Below are 19,722 nucleotides of genomic sequence, written 5' to 3' on the forward strand. Positions count from 1 at the left end.
TTTAAATTAAAAAGTTACGTTTAAACCAAGTGAAAAGGTTCTGGCCAAAGGATATGAACCCCAGTCTCCTGAAAGATTATCCTGGGTTGCGCCCTCCGGAGAATAGCCGGGATAGTAACTGTCAAAGAGCCATACATTATCGCAAGAGGCGTATAAGCGCATCGTTTTGAATACTTTAGTAATTTTTGGTAGGTTATAACCTAAATTGATGTTTTTGATCCGGAGATAAGCTGCACTATACATCCAGTTAGTATCATACTGGCTCGTCACAGCCGAAAAGAATGCGGGTACTTTACCGTTTCCCGGATCTGATTCCGACCAATAAGCATCTTTCAACCAGCTTGCCATGTAGTTGAAACGCGTATCATTAGTGGCCCTGTTCCATGAGCGTGAGCCGGTTGAGAGTAAATCTCCGCCTACGCGGCCTTGTAACAATACAGATAAATCCCAGTGCCTATAAGTGAATGTATTAGTTATGCCGAAATCAAATTTGGGCTGGAAGTTACCTGCCACCACGTAATCATTAGCGTCGATCTTACCATCATTGTTCGCATCAAGATACTTGGTATCGCCTGGCTTTTGTCCGGTAAAGATCGGTATGTTAGCAACTAAGGCGCCACCCGAATTTGTTGTAAAGTCGGACGCGCGTAAAACCCCTGTAGCTTGTAACAGGTAGTAGGAATTGATTGGATAACCTACCCTTTGAATAATAGTATTGCCTTGACCAAGCTTTATATCGGCGTTGCCATTAGTTAGCGAAGTTATTGTATTCCTGTTGAACGAGATGTTCATAGAGGTGTTCCATTTGAATTTATTATCCACTACGTTAACCGTATTCAACTGAATCTCTAATCCTTTATTAACAACGCTTCCTACATTATCGTATTGATTTGTAAACCCGGTGGTCAACGAAACGGGTGCATTAAGTAAGAGATCAGTAGTGTTCTTATAATAAACGTCGGCAGAAAGGCTGATCCGGTCTTTAAGTAGTCCAATGTCTAAGCCAAGATTGTAACTATCGGTCTTTTCCCAACGTAATTTCGAATAGCCGATATTACCAACGTAGAAACCACTGGTACTGGTCTGGCTCGTGCCAGTCGCGTAATTAAGTGCAGCCATACTGGAGAGGAATTGAGAGCTTACTATTCTGTCATTTCCGTTCTGACCCCAACTCAAACGTAATTTTGTAGTTCCAAGCCAGTTAACCTTTTTAAACATGGGTTCTTCGCTCAGGATCCAACCGGCTGATAACGACGGGAACAATCCCCAGCGGTTATTTGGCCCGAACTTCGAAGAACCGTCGCTTCTTAAGGATGCAGCAAATAAATACTTATTGTTATAACTGTACTGAACCCGGCCAAAATAAGAGATAATAGCATTTGAGGTACCGTATATTGTATTGGTATTAATTGTCGTGCCACGGGATAGATCAAATATATAAGTCTTATCATTAGGAAATCCTGTTTCACCCTGTGAAGTAGTTTCCTCAGAATAGGTTTCTTCAGACGCGCCGAACAACGCGTTTATTGCATGTTTCCCAATTTCCTTGCTATAAGTGGCCGTGCCTTGAACGAGTACGCTGTTTGATGCCAAGGTGGTTTTAGTGGCGCTGGACAGCTGCCCTGGAGTTGCGGCATCCCAAGTTGGCTGGGCCCAGGTCGGGCTATATGTTCTTTGTGAATTTCCCCTGTAATTCCATCCGACAAGACCATTAATATCTAATCCTTTGATAATATTAACATTGGTGTTAAATGCGGAGTTGATCCTCGTATCTTTATTGATGCGGTCGTTTGCTGTAGCGAGGATATAAGGGCTAACAACATTGGGTCCCGGTCCCCATCCATCATACCATTTGGTAGGTTGTGCACCGGCTTCTTTGCCCGTGCCTGCAAGTACCCAGCCTGGTAAACTTAGCATACGTGCAATACCATTATTATTACCTTCAACGCTTGTGCCGGTGATCGTTCCAATTGAAGGCGATAAGTTAAGGCCGATTTTTACACGCTGACTCAGTTTGGCCTCAATGTTAGCTCTGAACGAATATCGTTTGTAAGCTGAACCGACGATAATACCGTCCTGGTTGTAAACGCCGCCTGAGATCGAATAATTCACCATATCGTTAGCGCCGGAAGCATTGAGTTGAACATCGTTTACCGGAGCTTTTCTAAACATCACGTCCTGCCAGTCAATGGGTTCGATAGCACTTGTTCCCCAATAAGGGTCATAAATACCATATGCCGCACGTATACCCAATAAATCGGTCCGTGTTGTATAGGTCTTTCCGGTTTTTGAGGTGGCGTAAGCGATACGATCTGCCTGGCTTATGCTGCCGCTTTGTCCGGTATTTAACGTCCATGAATAATCCAGCCATTTCTTACTAAAGTCTATCCATTCATCAGGCGTCAGCACGTCAACTTTACGTTCCGCGCTGGCCAATGCGGTGTAAGCAGAAAGTGAGATAACTGTTGCCCCGGTTTTGCCGCGTTTGGTTGTTACAAGTACAACGCCGTTTGAACCGCGTGCTCCGTAGATCGCGGAAGAGGAAGCGTCTTTTAGCACATCGATCGACGCGATATCGGAAGGATTTAACCCAGACAAATTATCCAGAGGTACACCATCCACAACATACAATGGAGTAGTATTTCCGGAAACGGACGCCGCACCACGAACATTTACAGTAAGGTCAGCCCCTGGCGTTCCTGAATTGCTACGAACGGACACACCTGCGATCTGCCCCTGCAAGGCCTGTTCAACCCGGGTTATCGGACGCTCTTCGATTTCTTTCTCAGTGATACGGGAAACTGCTCCGGTTATATTGGTCCGCTTCTGTGTTCCATAACCTACAACGACGACCTCGTTAAGCTTGGTAGCCGCTTCCAACATGGTTACTTTGACAGTCGTCTTACCGCCAAGCGGAACCTCCTTTTCAAGGTAGCCCAGGAAACTGAACACCAAAGTACCATTAGCGTCACTTGCCTTGAGTACGAAATGACCATTTACATCAGTAGCGGTAGCGTTATTCGTGTTTTTTTCTTTGACCGTTACTCCGGGAATGGGCTGGTTATCGCTCCCCATCACATCTCCAGTGATCATAACGGTTTCTCTTATCCCGAGCCCGGCAGTATTAAGAGCCTTCATTTTTATAATTAAAATACTCTTATCGATTTGGCTGTAACTAAATTGGCTCTTGTCAAGTATCACACTGAGAATTTCGTCCACGCTACGTTTCTTTTGTGATAAGTTAAGTGATCTAACTTCATTGATCTCATCTTTCGTAAAGATGAAATGAAAGGGGCTATTGTTTTCGATCTTTTTCAGTGCGCTGTATAACGATTCATCTTTGAGGCCGAATACTACGCTGACTTCATTAAGCTTTTGGGCTTTTACGGTAGCTGCCAATATTAATTGAGCAGAGGTGCAAAAGATCAAGCCGGCTAACATGCTTATCCGCATAAATTTTATTAAATAAGTGCTGATCAAATTCAGTTTTAAATGGCGTGGATAGCCATCCACTTTTTCTGTTGGTTGTTCAGAAAAAATCATAATTTAGTTTTGTTTTAAATTGGTTGTCAAATAATTAATTAAAACATGCCGTTCACGGTTGGCGCCGTGTAAGCAAGCTGCCTCTCTGCTGAAACAGAGGGGCTTTTTTTGATTCATATTCGTCTCTTCATAGGCTTATATTGATTTAATTTTCCTTTCTTTTTATGATAATGGCGTTTTCCTTTTCTTCGTAATCTACCCTGTTGTAGGCACAGACAACTTTAAGGATATCTTTAAGATTTTCCCCATGAGTGAATGCGCCGCTGAAAACAGATCTTTTTGCTCCTTCGTTTGTGAAGACTATCTTTTTACCAAATCTGGTCTCTAAAATAGCTGCCGCTTCCTTTACCGTAACGTTATCAAAAAACAAGTCGCTAGATTGCCACTGTATAGCTTGCCTGGCATCCGTTTTTAATAGTTGCACCTCCTTGGTTTGATCATCATAGCTAATTTGCTGATTTGGTATGATAGCACCTAGAAGCTTTCTTTCATTACTTACAGATACTTTTCCTCTTGTAACCGTTACAGCCGTAATCCCGTTAGAACTTTTAATATTAAATGCGGTGCCCAGAACTGTTACAGTCAACTTACCCGTGTGTACAAGGAAAGGATGTTTTGTGTCGTGCTTTATATCGAAATAGCCTTCCCCAATCAGGCTAACTTCCCGTCGCATGCCTTTAAACGTTGCGGGGAATTTTACAGAACTGTTTTTATTCAAAACAACCGTACTTCCGTCGCTAAACTTGATCAACCGATGATCATCGGCCGGTTTGAAAGATATCTTCGTTTGTTTTGATTGTTCAATGATCCTGTTATTTTTTAGGATTAATCCGAACGCAGAAACAACGATAATGGCAGCCGCAGCCGCATAACCAAACCATTTCCATGGCTTTATTTTACTTACCGGTTGGCGGTCTGAATTTAGAATTTCTGCGAGTATACTGTCTGAATCAGGTTTTTGTAAACGATAATTAGCGTCTTCAAAATTAATACTGTCGAGTAAGATCTCGAGATCCTTGCCCTTACTTTTTTCTACAAGAGTCATGAACTCCCGATATTCATCAGGTGTCGACGTTTTATCGATGTACTTCTGAAACAAGTCAAAAAGTCGCTTATTTTCCATAAAATAAAAATTGTACAGCAGTAATTGGTTCAGAGCATCAACAATATTGCGCCCATTTATTACATGATGATCGGCGGGCAGAAAAGGAGTAGTCTCTTTTAAAAAAAATATTTAGCTCTTAAAGAAGCAGCAAATGCTGACTAAAATAATAGATGCAGATCCTACAACAACAGCATTGCGTATGCGCTGTACCGCCTGGCGAAGGTGCGCCTTAACGGTAAGCGGTGAGATTTGGAGTTGGTTCGCGACATCTTGTTGTTTCATGCCTTCCAAATGACACATTTTATAGATTAATTTTTGCTGCGGAGGCAATTTTAGCAGGGCATTGTGTAATACCTCGTACGTTTCTTTGAAATCTATTCTCTGCTCGGTTTCATTATGAACTTCTGACCATTCACGACCAACAGCAGACTGCACCCTGTTAGCAAGTGCCTTAGATCTCAATGATTGCAATGCCTCGTTACGGGCCGTGATCCTAATATATCCTCCAAAGTTGCTGATCCGCCGGATAGATGCACGACTGATCCAAACTTTCATGAAAACATCTTGAACGATTTCCTGAGCTAATGATTGGGATTGGCAAATTTTGATGGCGTAGCTATACACCCGATCCTGGTACTCCCGAAACAATATTTCGAAGGCATCAGGATCATCTTTGCTTAAACGTTCTAAAAGTAAAGATTCTCTTTCGATATCCATCATTCACATGATCCTGACCGGATTGCTTCAAAAAATTTCAATTTATAGACTGAGCAAACTCCTGTCGTGTTGATAATTGGCTTAATAGCGTAATTTATAGTGCTACTGTTATTGCTAAAACTAATATATATCATTTTTTCGACCGTCATGCACTATCCTGTATATTTTAACTCATATTCGTTTATCATGTCTTATTGGTTCAAAATCGAATTCAATTTTAAGAAAAACTATTTACAAGATAGCTATGATATTCAGACAATTCCGGGCCGGGACGATGTAAAAGCTACGAATTGATTTTACACTGTTTTTATGCAAATGAAATTAGAATGGTTTTTTTATTGATTTTAGGCTTCCCCAGAGTGGGTAGAATTCGAACCATTTAGTAGAACAATTAAAGCTTTTGAATGATTTACAGGTTGCCAAAAATGGGTTCGATTGCCCTACGGACTACAAATTAAATATTAATTAATGTTTGTTTGTCAAAAGCAACTTTAATTAATATTTTTGAAAAAGCCTTTAGATCGAATAATCGTCAAATGGTTTAATATTTATTTTTTTTACTGAATATCTATGATCGAACAGATTGTTAAGGGTGACATACTATTTGCTACGATAATTCGATCGGAATTTAAAACTGAAGGCATCAAGTTTTTCACCGGCCCAGACTCACCACAACAGATTGGCTATATGAATCGGGCGAAAGGCTATTGTATAACCGCTCACAAACACACAGAAATCGAAAAAATAATAACCCGGTCATTTGAAACCCTGATCATCAGATCTGGAACGGTCGCTGTTTATCTCTACGACGAAGATGATAATTTTCACGATAAGGTTATTGTTTCTAAAGGTGATGTGGTTATGGTCGGTAATTGTGGGCATGGTTTTGAAATGCTTGAAGACTCGGAAATGATAGAGATAAAACAAGGCCCTTTTTTAGGTGACCACGAAACTGTGCGGATAAATACAAATAACTTGGTTTGTTCAGCAGCCAAATAAACATAACGAGCCTTTGGTTTTTGAGGGATATAGTGATTTTTATGACCTGTTTTACGCAGGTAAAGATTATTTACGCGAGTCGGAACAGTTGATCAGTATATTAAGATCGATAAAGCCTGATGCTCAGCGTTTGATAGAACTTGGTTCTGGAACGGGCAACTATGGCCAGCTTTTATGCAAAGCAGGTTATAAAGTGACCGGCATCGAGAAGAGCCAACAAATGCTGAACAAATCACGGCAAAAGAAGATAGTGGGTTTTGAGGCTATTCTGGCAGATATGGTTTCATTTGATTTGCATGCAAAATATGACGCCATATATTCCCTTTTTGATGTAATGTGCTACCTGACCCAGAACAGCGACCTTGAATTGTGCTTTAAAAACGCAGCCAAACATTTAGATACTGGTGGCGTTTTCATCTTCGATAGTTGGTTTACGCCTGCTGTATATACATTGCCCCCGATTCCTAATGTAAAATATGCCGAAAATAGCTTGTGCCATATAACAAGATCATCGCAACCCATTATTAACTATCGGGAAAATACTGTTGCGGTCCATTACGATTTTACCATTGAAAATAAAACCAGTAAGCAACGTCGTTATCTAAAAGAGGTTCACAAACTACGGCATTTTAGCATTCCAGAATTAGAAATTTTCGCATCTATGGCCGGTTTTAAATTGCTCGCTTGCGAAGAATTACTGACAGGCAAACCTGCAAGTAAGGATACATGGAAGGTTTGCTGTCAATTAATTAAACAATGAGTTTACCAGTACCAGTTAATACACCATTGCTAAATGGCAAAGAAAAAAAATATCTCAATGAATGTGTGGATACAGGCTGGATATCCTCGGAAGGGACTTTTATTACCCGGTTCGAATCAGAGTTCAGCAACTATTGCGGGCGGGGGCATGGCATAGCAGTATCCAGTGGTTCTGCAGCGCTTGATATCGCAGTTAAAGCATTGGGTATTTCTATCGGTGACGAGGTAATTATGCCAACCTTTACCATTATTTCGCCAGCCCTGTCTGTAATAAAAGCAGGTGGCATACCCGTATATATAGATAACGAACCCGACTCCTGGAATATGGATACGGCACTTATCGAAGCCAAAATAACAACAAAGACCCGCGCCATTCTGGTAGTCCATATATATGGTTTACCAACCCGTATGGATATTGTTATAGCTCTTGCCCAAAAATACGATCTGTTGGTGATAGAAGATGCTGCCGAAATGCACGGCCAAACGTTTGATGGTAAAATGTGTGGCTCCTTTGGCGATGTGAGCATCTTTAGCTTTTACGCCAATAAGAACATAACAACTGGTGAGGGTGGTATGGTACTTTGCGACGATGCCGACATTGCCCGCCGATGTAAAAAATTCCGTAACCTAGCTTTTGAAGTTGATAAGCCTCGATTTGTACATTATGAATCGGGCTGGAATTACAGAATGACCAATTTGCAGGCAGCGATGGGTGTAGCGCAGTTAGAACAGATAGATCAGTTTATCGCCAGAAAGCGACTAATGGGTGCGTATTATCAACACGAACTAAGTTTTTTAACCAAATACGGATACCAGCTTCCGTTACAAAAAACAACATACGCCGATAATATTTACTGGGTGTTTGGCTTGATGGCTCCCAATGAAAGCGAAAAAGAAAAGTTAGTAGCTTATTTAAACAGTAATAAAATAGGAACCCGCCCATTTTTTTGGTGCATGCATGAGCAGCCGTTATTTGCCGAAACGAATTCAAGTACAAAAGATAGCTATCCGATAAGCGAGCGCCAGGCACGCTGCGGTTTTTATATTCCGAGTGGCCTTGGCTTAACTACCGGGCAAATGACTACAGTTGTAAAAGTGATACAAAAAATGTATGCGTAATAAGACCCGCATAGGGCTAATGGTCGATCTTCAGCTGGCGCAAACAGTTGGAGGGACTTATACTTATTACAATACCTTACTTAATGCAATAAATGAGTTTGATTTTAACGATGATATTGAGATAGTTAACATCGTATTATTCAAAAAAAGAATACCAGTGGCTAAATTTAAAAAGCCTGTTATTTTTATTCGCGGTCACTCACAAAACCCCGTTAAAAGTAAATTAGGCAAAGCAATAAATGGCCGGTTGAAAACACTGCTAAAATCAAACACTCTATTAATATCTGTTTATTCATTTCTGGAAAAAATAAATTCAGCCAATATTAAAAAGGCTCTAAATGAACACGATATCGATCTGATTTACTACCTAAAACCCGATTTTCAAGACCTTGATTTTCCCTTTATTGTCAATCATTGGGACATCGGGCACCGTTCGACTTATGCCTTTCCCGAAGTGACGTTAGATGGTAATTATGAATTGCGGGAGGACTACTATACCAAAACATTGAAAAAAGCTTTTTTTATTTTGTGTGAATCCGAAGCGGGGAAGGCTGAGTTTATGCGTTACTACCCCTTTTTTGATAAACGGCTAAAGGTGCTGCCTATATTTGGCAATAGTAAGTTGATAGAAGCACACGATAGCAACTCGAAAGTGGTCTTCGAAGCTTATAATTTATCAGAGGGCAATTTCTTTATCTATCCTGCTCAGTTTTGGGCACTTAAAAATCATTATAACCTCATCCTGGCTTTTCGCCAATTTATAAGTAAGCCCAAGAACGATCATTATAAACTTGTTTTGGCCGGTTCCGATCAGGGAAACCTGAATTACATTAAAGCTTTGTTATCCGAGTTATCTCTAACAGGATCCGTCATAATTACTGGATTTATAAGCGAGGAAACCTTAAAAATATTGATCACCAATGCTGTAGCGATGGTCATGCCAACGTTTTTAGGGCCTACCAATATGCCCTTGATAGAAGCAGCGGAATTAGGTTGCCCCGTACTCTGCTCCGATCTGGATGGCCATCGGGAAATAATGGGCGAGTCTGCTTTATATTTTGAGCCAACGGATACCGATGCTATATGCAATTGCATGGAACTGATAACCAGTGACCCTAAAAACAGGCAAACCCTCATCCAGTCTGCCTCCGCTCTTATTAGTGCCTCGAAATTTCAATTGAACAAAAGCTTATTAGTATTGAATAATATACTATCCGAGGCTGTGGTCATTCGTAGAACCTGGGGTAAAAATGAATAACACCCCGGTTGAAAATACCAATCCGAAATTGTTTAGTGCTACCGCAGTTGGCATTGTAAATAAAACTATAGGGGCGCTAGGTGGCTTTTTCATTTTGCCATTGATGTTAAAACAACTCGGCACAGGCACTTTCGGTGTGTGGATGGCTATCAGCTCATCAGTTGGTTTGATCGGCTTTTTAGACCTCGGAATTGGCAATGCTGTTGTCATGTATCTCGCTTTCAACTTTGATAACCAATACAATATAAGTAAATTTATCAAAATTGTTTATCGAGTACAAGGGGGCATTGTTGTTAGTTCTTTATTGGTTTTTGCGGTTATTTTTCGGTTGATTAACTGGGATAGAATTTTAAATATCGACCGACTTTCGTTTGATGTTCTAGCATGTATAGCGATTACCATTATTTGTTTTATTGTCACTCTGCTCGCCAGCACAGTTTACGCTATACAAAGAGGATTGCGGAATACTCTTACCGCCAACTGTTGGCAATTATTAAGCACTGTGGTTTACTTATTTTGTCTTTATGGCGTACTGGAAAATAAGCCGACACTATTACTTATCTCGCTTGTCACATTCGGAATCCCACTTCTGATGGCCGCAATAAACACTATCGTATTTTTTATTCGCACAGATGTGTTCCCGAAAAACTCTGCCATTAAAATCAAATACGAAGATATTTCAACCTTTTCTGTTACCAGCGGCCAAATTTTTTTCCTGCAGTTGGCGGCGCTGATCTGTTTCGAAACAGACTGCCTCATACTGGCTCATTACAGTAATTATAAGGCCGTTACCGAGTTTTCTATTGTGGCGAAAATATACGCCGTCCCCGTTGCTTTTTTTGGGGTTTATCTGCAAGCTCTGTCACCGACATATTCTGCCGCATTCTCAAAAAGCCAGTGGGTATGGATAAAAAAATACTTTTACCGCTCATTGGTTTTGGGCACAGCAGGTTCCCTGGTGTTTAGCATAGCAGTTTTGTTTTTAAACGATATCTTACTTAAATATTGGCTAAAAAACGAGGTGCATATACTGCCGCCGTTGATTATCACTTTTGGATGCTGGACAATCTTAAACTGCATTGATAATAATATTGCTACGATGCTTAATGGTTTAAACAAGCTGAAAGTACAAATGGTATTAGCTGTTTTAATGGTTATAACCAATGTTGGGCTTTCCATTGAGCTTGTTAAACATTTAGGTGTAACGGGCGTTATATGGGGTACCATAATTTCAACACTTCTTTTTTCCATCTTGCCGCTTTCGGTTTACATTTTAATGTTGTTCAGAAAAAATCGTTAAAATAGATGCCGGGGCAGCGGGATTGTAGGGGCCAACTTTGGGTCACCTATCAGAAAGTTTTAAAAAAGCCGGTTATACCCCCAGACAGGGTTGATGCAGTACTTATTACGCACATACAGATCACACCGGGGGATTGATGAATGGTAACAAAATAGTCTTTCCAAATGCAACGATTTTCATCAGTAAACCTGAGGCGACGTTTTGACTCAATGCCAAAGTTAGAAAGACCGCACCTGAGCGGCTTATTCCAAGCTTTAAAGAAGCTGAAAATAGTATCGGTCCTTACCTTAAAGCTGGTAAATTAAAAATTTTCGAGTATGGTAATATGCTCCTTCCTGGATTACGCCTATCGCTACCCCCGGACACGCTCCGGGGCATACATTGCACTCTTTAGAAATAAGGGCGAAAAAAAATATTTATGAGTGATCTGGTGCATTCAGGAGTTGTACAGTTCCAGGATCCTTCAATAAGGGCAACATTTGATATTGATCATGAGGCAGCTCAATTGCAGCGCAAAAATTTTTCTCTGCAGCTGCAAAGGAAAAATACTGGGTCGCATTTGACCATATCTCTTTTCCTGGCATAGGTCACCTTTTGACTGGTGATAAATCGGGTTACATCTGGGTTCCTATTTTGAAAAAGCGTTTAAATCTGGGTTTTGGTGCTGCCATCAAACCATACCAATTTGCGATTTTTCTGGATTAACAAATGTTGCCCTAAATATGAACATTCGTATACCTGCTATTGCACCATTAAGGGTATCTTTAGATTTAATATTGATGGCTTAAAAGCGCGTGATTTTTTAACGTATGCAATTTATACCTTTTATACAACGCATGTTTAATGCTTAAAACGGTTTTTATTTTTTTGTTATTGCTAGGCATAAACCTTAAGCTGTTTGCCCAGCAAACTATCACAAAATACCTGTCGGGTACGGATAAGGACCATACCGTTTTGTGGGATTTTTATTGTACCACTGGCCATAAAAGTAAGCAATGGGCAAAAATACCTGTACCATCAAACTGGGAGTTACAAGGTTTTGGCACTTATAACTATTTTACGGATGCTGAAAATCCGGACGAAACCGGGTTGTATAAATATAAATTCACTGTACCATCGTCATTCACCAATCAAACGGAGTTTATTGTGTTTGAAGGCTCCATGACGGATACCGAAGTAAAAATAAATGGCAAGCTGGCAGGCGATGTGCATCAAGGTGGGTACTACCGGTTTAAGTATGATATAACCAAACTAGTAAAGCTCCAGAGCGATAATTTATTAGAAGTAAAAGTTACCAAGAAATCGGCTAATGCATCCATAAACAAAGCAGAACGCCAAGCCGATTTTTGGCAGTTCGGCGGGATATTCAGACCGGTATATCTGGAAATTGTACCACCGGTTTATATTGACAGAGTAGCCATTGATGCTAAAGCGGATGGTAGTTTGAACCTTGATGTTTACTCAAATAACCTAAAGACGGGTAATTCTGTATCGGCGCAATTGGAGAGCCTTGAGGGTAAAAAGATAGGAATGCCGTTTGCTGTTGATATAACATCGGCTGGAGATCAAAAAATAAGCCTGCACCAGCAATTCAAAAACATTGAAACCTGGAATCCCGAGTTCCCCCACCTGTATAACCTGGTGATATCAATTACTAATGCGAAGGGTGTTGTTCATCGCGTAAAGCAACGCTTTGGTTTTAGAACGATGGAACTAAGGCTGCACGATGGTATTTATGTAAATAACAAACGTATTATTTTTAAAGGGGTTTGCAGGCACAGTGAATGGCCCGAAAGTGGCCGAACGTTGAGCAAAAACCTGAGCTTGCTTGATGTAAAGCTGATGAAAGAAATGAACATGAACGCGGTGCGCATGTCGCATTACCCACCCGATCAGCATTTTTTGGATGTTTGCGATTCGCTGGGTTTATTTGTTTTAGATGAGTTAACGGGCTGGCAGGCTAAATATGATACCGTGGTTGGGCGTAAACTGGTTAAAGAACTGGTAGTGCGTGACGTTAACCATCCATCCATTGTAATATGGGATAATGGTAACGAAGGTGGTTGGAATACAGCTTTAGATGGTGATTATGCTTTGTATGATCCACAAAACCGGCCGGTGATACATCCTTGGGAAAAGTTTGCCGGTACAGATACCAAGCATTATCCCGATTATAACTATGTGGCTAACTCGGTTATGTACGGCAAAGAGGTATTTTTCCCTACCGAGTTTATGCACGGCAATTATGATGGTGGCGGTGGTACTGCGTTGGATGATTTTTGGAGCCTGATGTTGGAGCACCCTTACTTTGCAGGCGGTTTTTTATGGTCATTTAGTGATGAGGGTGTTGATCGTACCGATAAAGGCGGACATATGGATACCGCTAACGATAGCGCGCCGGATGGATTGGTTGGCCCACACCGAGAAAAGGAAGGGAGCTTTTATACGGTTAAAGAAATATGGTCGCCGGTATTTATTGAGCAAAAAACTATACCGCCAAATTTTGATGGCAGGCTATTAATCGAAAACCGCTATTGCTTTACCGATCTGGATAAATGTACTTTCAGCTGGAAATTGGTGACATTCCCCGGTCCAGATGATTCAAAAACTCTATCTAAAACAAAAACTGGTATAGCTGATCGTATCAAACTATCTCCCGGCGAAAAGGGATTTTTAAACTTAAACCTTCCTACAAACCTGCAGCAAAGCGATGCCCTTTATTTAACAGCGACAGATCCGCATGGTAAAGAGATATTTACCTGGAGCTGGGCATTAACTACGCCTGATGTAATTGGAAAAAGAACTATCAATATTAGCGCCAATACAATGATGGCCGAAGCTACCGTTCAGGATCAAATGCTGATTGTTAAAGCGGACGGTATTCGTTATGAATTTGATAAAACAACAGGTTGTTTAGCCGGAGTTACCAATCATGGTAAAACAATCTCACTATCAAGTGGGCCGGTATTAGCAGATGTAAGTTTAAAACTTAAAAGCTTTGATCATCATGTTCAGGGCGATCAATTATTGGTTAAGGCATCTTACAATGGTGATAAGGGATGGCTTAACGTCACCTGGATATTTACTCCAGGTAAACCAGTTAACTTAAAATATCAATACAGCCAAAAAGGCGAGGCCAATTTTATGGGCATTACATTTAACTATCCCGAAGATAAAATAACCGGTATAAAATGGCTTGGCCGTGGCCCATACCATATTTGGAAAAACCGTTTAAAAGGGCAGCAGTTTGGTATTTGGCATAAAGATTATAACAATACCATCACCGGTGAAACCTGGCAGTATCCAGAATTTAAGGGTTATCATTCGCAATTATACTGGGTTGTGGTTGAGAATAAGGAATCCCCCTTTACAGTTTATACCGACGACGAAAATATGTACCTCCAAATGCTTAAACCGCAATATTCAAAATACGCGCGTGAATCATTAAAGGCGCCCTTCCCGGATGGCGATATTGGGTTCTTAAATGCAATATCACCAATGGGTACACGGTTTCAGCAAGCAGCATTGCTTGGCCCGCAAAGCCAAAAAAATATACAAATTAACTATACACCCATCAGCGGAAGCTTATGGTTTGATTTTAGATAAAACCAAGATATGAATATGATAAACAAATACAGTTTTGCCTTAGCCCTTTGCATGGGCATATTATTTTACACAAAGGCCCAAAGCCAGGTTAGTTTGGCAACCGAAGCCAAAATCAATAACATCATCAAAAAGATGACCCTTGCAGAAAAAATTGAGATGCTGCATGGCAACGCGCTGTTCTCATCCGGTGGGGTAAAACGTTTGGGAATACCCGAGTTAACCTGCGATGACGGCCCTTTAGGCGTGCGCGAAGAGGTGTTACGCTTTGATTGGAAATCGGCAAACTGGACAACCGATTCCGCTACCTTTTTGCCAAACGGCTCGGCTATCGCAGCTACCTGGAATCCCGCTATGGCGCATAAATATGGCGTTGTTTTGGGCGAAGAGGCCAACGCCCGTAAAAAGATTGTGATGCTTTCGCCAGCCTTTAATATTTGCAGGATGCCGCTTTGTGGCCGTACTTACGAGTATTATTCCGAAGATCCGTTCCTTAATGCTCAACTGGCTGTGCAGGCAGTAAAGGGTATTCAAAGTCAGCATGTTGCTGCTTGTATTAAACACTACGCCGTAAACAACCAGGAATTGAACCGTAACAGTGTTAACGCCATTGTGGATGAACGGGCTTTGCGCGAAATCTATTTACCTGCCTTTAAAGCCGCAGTTCAGCAGGGTAATGCTTATAGTATTATGTCGGCCTATAATAAAGTGAATGGTTACTGGTGTGCCGAGAATGACTTTTTATTGAATAAAATATTGAAAAAAGAATGGGGCTTTAAAGGCGTTGTCATATCCGATTGGGGAGGTGTGCACCATACCGTGGCCTCTGCTAAAAACGGGCTTGATATCGAAATGGGTTCAAGCGGACCGTATGATAGCTGGTACTTTGCAAAACCATTGCTTGATTCGGTTAAAGCCGGGTTGGTTTCCGAGAAATTGATCAATGATAAAGTACACCGCATTTTATGGCTAATGTATCAAACATCCATGAGCGCAAATCATCCTAAAGGTTCAATCGCTACGGCCGCGCATGGTAAGGCGGCCTACAGTATTGCTTCCGAGTCGATAGTGTTGCTAAAGAATGATAAAAATTTGCTCCCTTTAAAAATTAATAGCATTAAAAGTATAGCCGTAATTGGCGATAACGCCACGCGCACATTTGCATTGGGTGGTTTTGGCGCAGGTGTAAAAGCTAAGTACGAAGTTACCGCGCTGGCAGGTATTAGATCCAGGTTTGGTAAATCAGCAGATGTGAAATTTGCGCAAGGGTATAATGCTTCGTTTCCGGATCAAAAGAACTCTCAAATAACCAATACCAAACCCGATGCAGCTTTAATTGATGAAGCTGTTGCTTTGGCGAAAAAATGCGATGTGGCTGTTTTATGTATCGGCTCAAACCGGGAATATGAAACCGAGGGGGCCGATCGTTTAGACCTATCCCTGCCATTTGGTGAGCAGGCTTTGGTGAACGCTGTAACTGCGGCTAATCCCAATACCATTATTGTGTTAATGGCCGGTGCGCCGTATGATCTGAATGAGATAAAGAGAATAAACCATACCATTGTATGGTCGTGGTTTAATGGTACCGAAGCCGGTAACGCGCTTGCCGATGTTTTAACAGGAGCTATCAACCCATCGGGTAAATTACCTTTTACCTTCCCTGCATCTTTACATGATTCGCCCGCTTTTGCAACGAATACTTATCCTGAAGAAAACCTTATGGCCAATTACAAAGAGGGGATATTAGTAGGATATAGATGGTACGATACCAAAAAGATAGAACCACTTTATTGCTTTGGTTACGGCTTATCATACACCACGTTCACATATGAAAAACTGAATGTTCAAAAGACCGGCGATAAGCAAGCTACGGTAAAATTCACCTTGAAAAATACAGGTAATGCAGCCGGTGCAGAAGTTGTGCAGCTTTATGTAAAACAACAGAAGCCATTAGTTGAGCGCCCGGATAAGGAGCTGAAAGCATTCCAAAAAGTATATCTAAAAGCCGGAGAAAGTAAAGAGATCACACTAAAACTGAATAAAGAAGCATTTGCTTACTACAGCGAAAAACAAAACAGTTGGATAGCCGATGCCGGTAAATACGATGTGCTGATCGGTAGTTCATCCAGGGATATCCGCGCAAGCAGTAACATTTCATTATAGATAGGTAGCTTGTATTTAATAGACGTTTAGTTAATATTTAAACTCCTAATCATAAACATTCAGCTACCCGGATATTAAAGAGAGCTCTATAATTTTAGCGTTCTGTTATCGCTTATTGTAAACCATAACCATACAAGGATATTATACAACTATGAAAAGAGCTTACCTTCTTTTGGTATTGATGCTATGCTATGCCGCGCAGTTATTGGCCCAAACTACCGAATCTTATAACTGGGGCAATGTAGCCATGGGCGGTGGCGGTTTTGTTACTGGGATAATAACCAGCAAAAAGGCCGGCGGCCCAATTTATGCCCGTACCGATGTTGGCGGCGCTTACCGGTGGGATGCCGCAAATAACAAATGGATACCTTTAAATGATTTTGCATCTGATAGTCAGCAGGGTATTTTGGGTGTACTATCAATAGCAATTGATAGTAAAAACCCGGGTACGGTTTACATGGCTACGGGTATATCTTATTTTAATAATGGTAAAAGTTATATCCTGAAGTCTACCGATTATGGTGCCACATTTTCTATACTTGACGTTACCTCACTGTTTAAAATAAACGGTAACGCCAATGGCAGGCAAGACGGCGAACGACTACAGGTTGACCCGGTTAATAGCTCAATTTTGTACTGTGGAAGCCAAGCCAATGGTTTATTTAAAAGTGCCGATGCCGGCAGCACATGGAGTAGGTTAAGCGGCTTAAATATTGGGGCTACCCCAAATAACAACGGCGTTAATTTTGTAATGTTAGATACCAACAGCACAGCTACAGTAAGCGGTGTTAAAATGACACAGCGTATGTTTGTTGGCGTATCCCGCACAGGTAACAATAACTTTTACCGGAGCGATGATGGGGGTAATACCTTTACAGCCGTTACTAACCCTAACGTTACAGATACCACTCAAATGCCACATCGTGCGGTGTTATCCAATGGGTCGTTATATGTTACTTATTCAAACGGGGCTGGTCCTGGCGGTACTACTGCCGAGCCTTGTACCACCGGGAAAATATGGAAATATAATATAGCTACCAGCGCCTGGACAAACGTTACTCCTATAATTCAGGGTGGCGCGGTTAATAAACCTTATTGCGGTATTAGTGTTGATCCTAATAATGCAAATCGCTTACTGGCAACTACGGTTAATAATTACACCTACCAGTATGATTACCAGGGGAGTGGTGTGTATGGCGATAAGATATATTACTCAACGGATGCCGGTGCTACATGGATTGATATTGTAGCGCGTGGATTTAGCTTGAACGCGAATGGTGCCCCTTGGATAACCGGCCAATCCATCCATTGGGCGGGGAGTGTGGAGTTTGATCCATCAAATCTCAATAGTGTATTCCTAGTTTCGGGGAATGGGATTTTTGTCAATAATGATATTACGGCTGCTGCCGGGACCTGGAATTTTACAGTGAAGGGGGTAGAAGAAACTGTGCCACAAAATATGGTAAGTATTCCGGGCGGTAATTTGGTTTCGGTAATTGGCGATTATGATGGCTTTACACAAACCGATCCATTAGTTTATGCTGCTAACAGGCATATCCCATCAATGGGCTCAACCACTGGTTTGGATTATGCGGCAACCAGTAAAAAAGTGGTGCGTGTGGCCAGCTCTATGTATTACTCAACCGATCAGGGTATCACCTGGATCAATACAGCCGGAGCTATAAAAGGCACCAACGGACAGGTTGCCTTATCGGCAGATGGAAATGTGTTTTTGCATTGTCCGGCCAATTCCGCCACTACCTATCGCTCTATCGATAACGGAGCCACCTGGACCGCAGTGAATGGGCTTGATATAAGCAATGCCCGCCCCGTTGCCGATGGTTCAAACCCCGCAAAATTCTATGCCTATAATAATGGCCCCATGATGGTAAGTACCGATGGTGGTATAAATTTTAGCGCTGCCGGTAATGCGGGAAGCGGTGGTTCAAAAATTATACGAACCATACCCGGCAGGGAAGGGCACATATGGGTGGCATTAGGGAGTGGGGGTTTAACCCATTCCGAAGATTCTGGAACATCATTCAGCAAAGCTACAAATGTTACCTATTGTGGTTCCGTTGGTATAGGTAAGGCATTAACTTATAATGGTTACGAAACTATTTATATATATGGAACGGTTAGCGGCACATTAGGCATACATCGCTCATCTGATAAAGGTGCAACCTGGGTACGTGTTAACGATGATAACCACCAGTATGGCGGCCCCGGTAACGGGCACTTTGTACAGGGCGATATGAATGTTTATGGGCGGGTTTATATGAGCACAGCCGGGCGTGGTATTGTGTTGGGTACATCTAAATCAAAAACACCATCGGATATTAAATTAGGTTCTACAGATATTTACCGGAACAACGCCCTTGGTGCGGTGATAGGCAGTTTAGCTACTACATCGCCAGATCCGGATGCTACATTTACTTATGCGCTGGTGAGCGGCACCGGGGCCGGTGACAATGCTGCGTTTACCATTACGGGCGTACAATTAACGGCTGCTATGGTATTTAATTATGCTACCAAACAAACCTATAATATTCGCATCCGCAGCACTACCGGTGATGGGGCTACTTTTGAAAAGGCTTTCGTTATTAATATCAAAAACTTGTCCCAGCTTCCGATAAAAAATTTTAAGGTATCAGCAACAAACGAAACCTGTTCTGATAATAACGACGGCAAGATCAATATTACGGCTACTCAAAACTTGAATTATAAGGCTACTGTTAGCGTTAATAATACGAGTACCGATTACCCATTCACAACCGCGTTAGAAGTATCACCGCTTAACGCGGGAACTTATACCATTGCATCAACAGGGCAGTCCGATTATAAGCAATGCTATGATCTTACCATTACCGAGCCAAAACCGCTCTCGGTTTATTCTGCAGTTGATCTTCCGGGAAAGGATGTAGTACTTAGCCTGGACGGGGGAACTACTTACCAGGTAGAACTAAACGGGCAGGCGAAAAGTGTAACAGCAGACACCGTAAAACTAAGCCTAGTAAATGGCAGGAATGATATTGTAGTGATTACCGAGAAAGATTCCCCTACGGGCTACTAACGGGGAAAGGGTTATTAAAAGATCACTTTTCCCCTTTCTTTTTTGCTCGCAGATACCTGCTAATCTGTAGCACAGTGGTATGT

General features: G+C 41.6%; 11 protein-coding genes. 8 read left to right on the top strand and 3 right to left on the bottom strand.

Annotated elements, in window-relative coordinates; translation table 11 throughout:
• Positions 1 to 6 precede the first annotated feature (6 nt).
• The 3 genes from ABIN91_RS12080 to ABIN91_RS12090 all read right to left on the bottom strand — a co-directional run bounded on the left by ABIN91_RS12080 (position 7) and on the right by ABIN91_RS12090 (position 5,368).
• Positions 7 to 3,543 carry a TonB-dependent receptor gene (locus tag ABIN91_RS12080; protein ID WP_348051364.1) on the bottom strand — a complete coding sequence of 1,179 codons (3,537 nt, stop codon included), beginning with the start codon at positions 3,541 to 3,543 and terminating at the stop codon, positions 7 to 9.
• Between the two features lie 145 nt (positions 3,544 to 3,688).
• Positions 3,689 to 4,666: a FecR domain-containing protein gene (locus ABIN91_RS12085; RefSeq protein WP_348051365.1), complete on the bottom strand. Its 978-nt coding sequence runs from the start codon at positions 4,664 to 4,666 to the stop codon at positions 3,689 to 3,691.
• Positions 4,667 to 4,777: 111 nt separating this feature from the next.
• Positions 4,778 to 5,368 carry an RNA polymerase sigma-70 factor gene (locus ABIN91_RS12090; protein ID WP_348051366.1) on the bottom strand — a complete coding sequence of 197 codons (591 nt, stop codon included), beginning with the start codon at positions 5,366 to 5,368 and terminating at the stop codon, positions 4,778 to 4,780.
• 567 nt (positions 5,369 to 5,935) lie between these two features.
• On the opposite strand from ABIN91_RS12090, the gene ABIN91_RS12095 reads away from it, so the two are divergent.
• From ABIN91_RS12095 to ABIN91_RS12130, 8 genes are all read left to right on the top strand, one after another.
• Positions 5,936 to 6,364 carry a hypothetical protein gene (locus ABIN91_RS12095; protein WP_348051367.1) on the top strand — a complete coding sequence of 143 codons (429 nt, stop codon included), beginning with the start codon at positions 5,936 to 5,938 and terminating at the stop codon, positions 6,362 to 6,364.
• Between the two features lie 13 nt (positions 6,365 to 6,377).
• A complete protein-coding gene (locus ABIN91_RS12100; protein WP_348051368.1) occupies positions 6,378 to 7,124 on the top strand; it encodes a class I SAM-dependent methyltransferase in 747 nt (248 codons plus the stop codon).
• Positions 7,121 to 8,242 (top strand): DegT/DnrJ/EryC1/StrS family aminotransferase, encoded by a 1,122-nt coding sequence (locus ABIN91_RS12105; protein ID WP_348051369.1) that lies wholly within the window; start codon positions 7,121 to 7,123, stop codon positions 8,240 to 8,242. Before ABIN91_RS12100 ends, ABIN91_RS12105 begins: the two co-directional genes overlap by 4 nt.
• Positions 8,235 to 9,500 (top strand): glycosyltransferase family 1 protein, encoded by a 1,266-nt coding sequence (locus ABIN91_RS12110; RefSeq protein WP_348051370.1) that lies wholly within the window; start codon positions 8,235 to 8,237, stop codon positions 9,498 to 9,500. Before ABIN91_RS12105 ends, ABIN91_RS12110 begins: the two co-directional genes overlap by 8 nt.
• On the top strand, positions 9,493 to 10,800 hold the full coding sequence (locus ABIN91_RS12115; RefSeq protein WP_348051371.1) for a hypothetical protein: 1,308 nt from the start codon (positions 9,493 to 9,495) through the stop codon (positions 10,798 to 10,800). Before ABIN91_RS12110 ends, ABIN91_RS12115 begins: the two co-directional genes overlap by 8 nt.
• Positions 10,801 to 11,673: 873 nt before the next feature.
• Complete coding sequence (locus tag ABIN91_RS12120) at positions 11,674 to 14,406, top strand: glycoside hydrolase family 2 TIM barrel-domain containing protein (protein WP_348051372.1); 2,733 nt, start codon at positions 11,674 to 11,676, stop codon at positions 14,404 to 14,406.
• A gap of 9 nt (positions 14,407 to 14,415) precedes the next feature.
• The gene (locus ABIN91_RS12125) at positions 14,416 to 16,566 is read left to right on the top strand and encodes a glycoside hydrolase family 3 C-terminal domain-containing protein (protein ID WP_348051373.1); all 2,151 of its coding nucleotides are present in this window, start codon (positions 14,416 to 14,418) and stop codon (positions 16,564 to 16,566) included.
• 151 nt (positions 16,567 to 16,717) lie between these two features.
• Positions 16,718 to 19,639 (top strand): sialidase family protein, encoded by a 2,922-nt coding sequence (locus ABIN91_RS12130; RefSeq protein WP_348051374.1) that lies wholly within the window; start codon positions 16,718 to 16,720, stop codon positions 19,637 to 19,639.
• Positions 19,640 to 19,722 lie beyond the last annotated feature (83 nt).

Origin of the sequence: Mucilaginibacter sp. (assembly GCF_039921305.1) — a bacterium.
GTDB lineage: Bacteria > Bacteroidota > Bacteroidia > Sphingobacteriales > Sphingobacteriaceae > Mucilaginibacter.

Coding starts and splice junctions, on each gene's coding strand:
- ABIN91_RS12115 (WP_348051371.1), top strand. CDS start 9,493: ATGAATAACACCCCGGTTGAAAATACCAATCCGAAATTGTTTAGTGCT.
- ABIN91_RS12105 (WP_348051369.1), top strand. CDS start 7,121: ATGAGTTTACCAGTACCAGTTAATACACCATTGCTAAATGGCAAAGAA.
- ABIN91_RS12085 (WP_348051365.1), bottom strand. CDS start 4,666: ATGGAAAATAAGCGACTTTTTGACTTGTTTCAGAAGTACATCGATAAA.
- ABIN91_RS12090 (WP_348051366.1), bottom strand. CDS start 5,368: ATGATGGATATCGAAAGAGAATCTTTACTTTTAGAACGTTTAAGCAAA.
- ABIN91_RS12110 (WP_348051370.1), top strand. CDS start 8,235: ATGCGTAATAAGACCCGCATAGGGCTAATGGTCGATCTTCAGCTGGCG.
- ABIN91_RS12125 (WP_348051373.1), top strand. CDS start 14,416: ATGAATATGATAAACAAATACAGTTTTGCCTTAGCCCTTTGCATGGGC.
- ABIN91_RS12080 (WP_348051364.1), bottom strand. CDS start 3,543: ATGATTTTTTCTGAACAACCAACAGAAAAAGTGGATGGCTATCCACGC.
- ABIN91_RS12130 (WP_348051374.1), top strand. CDS start 16,718: ATGAAAAGAGCTTACCTTCTTTTGGTATTGATGCTATGCTATGCCGCG.
- ABIN91_RS12095 (WP_348051367.1), top strand. CDS start 5,936: ATGATCGAACAGATTGTTAAGGGTGACATACTATTTGCTACGATAATT.